Annotated in this window: 2 protein-coding genes; both read left to right on the forward strand. The window is 63.6% G+C overall.

The window, feature by feature from the left end:
• Window positions 1-733 precede the first annotated feature (733 nt).
• Window positions 734-1,057 (forward strand): RICIN domain-containing protein, encoded by a 324-nt coding sequence (locus ACLQ2V_RS28055; protein WP_425721706.1) that lies wholly within the window; start codon window positions 734-736, stop codon window positions 1,055-1,057.
• 746 nt (window positions 1,058-1,803) lie between these two features.
• A complete protein-coding gene (locus ACLQ2V_RS28060) occupies window positions 1,804-2,289 on the forward strand; it encodes an RICIN domain-containing protein (protein WP_425721708.1) in 486 nt (161 codons plus the stop codon).
• Window positions 2,290-2,418: the final 129 nt, after the last annotated feature.

Below are 2,418 nucleotides of genomic sequence, written 5' to 3' on the forward strand. Positions count from 1 at the left end.
ACTGCTGCCCCTTTCCCCCGGCGGCCGCGCGGGCGCCCCCCCCCAACCCGGGTCCGGCGGGCCGCCGTCATCGGGCGGGGTGTCGATGCGTCGCCCGTTCGGGAAATCCGCCGTCCTGCGGCGGTCCTTTTTTGTTTTCGGGCGAGGCCATTCTGTGCGCCCATGCCCCGTGTGGGTGTGCCCTGCGCGGTCTCCGGAACGACGGTCGGCAAGGTCGGCGGGGCAGGGGCAGGGGCGAGGGCCGGCCGGCCGGGTGTACGGCGACGACAGGCCGCCGGACCGGGGCTGATTGCCTGCGGTGGCCGGTGGGCGGGTGAGTTACGCCGACAACGCGATTGCCTCCGCTGCTTCGGGTGACACTCGCGGCCTCTGCTGAGCTTGCGTGTCGCTGTTGTGGGCCTCTTGCGTCACTGTCCACGTTAATTCAATGGCGTCGAGGGGGACGTTGTCATCCCCTTTTAGGGGAGTCGTCCGCAGTGGAGCTTGCCGCTGGTGAAGGTGCCTGCGAGACTGTCCGTGCGTGTTACGGGAACGTTGCGCGCGTGAATCTGCCGCATGGAAGAAGGAAGAGAATATGAGAGTTGGAAGTTTCAAACGGGTCATCGCCAGGTTGGCAGTGGTAATGGTGGCGATCGTTGCCCCGGCGATGGTCGCGGCGACGCCAGCCCAGGCGTAGCTCGTCTCGGTCAACGCCGCGGGGTACATCTATAATGCGACTTCGTATGGCCTTACTATGGCTGTTGAAAATGGTGATGTTGTTAACTCCAGCACCCCGGCACGGCAAGTTTGGTGGGTTCAGGACAATGCGCCCAACGGGCATTTCATTTTCCACGCCACGGGTTGCCTGGACAGCAATCGCTGGACCGAGGTCTACATCTTGCCTTGCAACGGCGGTGACTATCAGCGGTGGCACTTCGATAGGCAGGCTAACGGCTGGTATCGTATCCAAAACAAGGCGACGGGAAATTGCCTGGCGATGAGCGTGCCGGATCCCAAAATTGCGTACACCTCCGATTGTAGGGATACTGCCAACCAGAAGTTTCTTATTGTTAACTGATCTGGGTCCTCGGTAGACGTCGGTTTCGCGCCTGGGGCTCGCGAGGTGCCAGGCGCGAACCGTGAGGAAAGCGTTTGTGTGGCCCGCGCCTGCGGTGCGGTAGGTGCGCCGGGCGGGTAACCGTTGCGGGCGGATGAGTGCTTACCCAGCCGCGCTGACGTGCGGCGTCCGCACGCGTAACCCGGGCGCGGCTTGAACGGCGTCACCACTGTTCCGGGTCCCTTTGCCAACGAAGGCCGTCGCCTCTGCGATGGTTGGCGCGTCGCTGATGCCGTGGATGCGGGCCCCGGTGGTGGTCTACCCGTTGGTCGCGCAATTCCCTCCGTCATGACGGTGTCCGGCCGTTGTCTGGATGCCAACTCGTCCGATGCGTACACCCTCCCTTGCAACGGCGGGGATCACCAGCGGTGGAGTTACATCGCCTGATCGGTGAGGCCTCGGTTGCGCCGACAACGCGATCGCCTCCGCTGCTCCGGGTGACACTCGCGGCCTCTGCTGAGCTTGTGTGTCGCTGTTTGTGGGCTTCTTCCGCCACTGTCCACGTTAGGTAAATGGCGTCGAGGGGGACGTTGTCATCCCCTTTTAGGGGAGTCGTCCGCAGTGGAGCTTGCAGCTGATGAAGGTGCCTGCGATGCTGTCCGTGCGTGTTACGGGAACGTTGCGCGCGTGAATCTTTGGCGAGGAAGAAGGAAGAGAATATGAGAGTTGGAAGTTTCAAGCGAGTCATTGCCAGGTTGGCAGTGGTAATGGTGGCGATCAGTGCCCCGGCGATGGTCACGGCGACGCCCGCCCAGGCGCAGTACGTCTCGGTCACCACGGCCGGGGCATTGCGGAACTTTGCTGTTCCGAGCGTATCGCTCGTCCGGGGAGGCCCGGGGTCCGTGCCGGCCAACACCGCGCCCATCTCGATGGGAGGGGAATCCTTTAGCTGGGGTATCTGGGACCGACCGCCGAACGGTCACGAAATCTATTTCAGTAACCTGGTGGGCACTGGTAGTTGCATGGACAGCAACTCTGCCGGTCAGCTTTACTACATGACCTGCAACAACGGTGCCCACCAGCGGTGGCACTTCAACCTGATCGAGTTCAGGGCCGATCCGGTTACCGGGCGAGTGTTCAGAGCCTTCGAGATCATCAATGTGGCGACCGGGCGCTGTCTGGATGGCAACGGTCGGCTCGCGTACACCATGGGCTGCAACAAGGGGCTTTACCAGCGGTGGTTCATCCGCTGATCGGCGAGCACGAATAGCTGTGGCCTCAGTCGTGGGGGGGGGGGGGGGGGGGGGGGGGGGCCCCCCCCCCCGCGGGGGGGGGGGGGGGGGCGCCCGGGGCCCCGGGGGGGCAGCAAGATAAAAAAAAAA

The sequence above is a fragment of the Micromonospora sp. DT233 genome (assembly GCF_049841815.1).
Lineage (GTDB): Bacteria > Actinomycetota > Actinomycetes > Mycobacteriales > Micromonosporaceae > Micromonospora.

Bases quoted from the DNA above. Each gene is read 5' to 3' on its own strand.
- ACLQ2V_RS28060 (WP_425721708.1), top strand. From the start codon at position 1,804: ATGGTGGCGATCAGTGCCCCGGCGATGGTCACGGCGACGCCCGCCCAG.
- ACLQ2V_RS28055 (WP_425721706.1), top strand. From the start codon at position 734: ATGGCTGTTGAAAATGGTGATGTTGTTAACTCCAGCACCCCGGCACGG.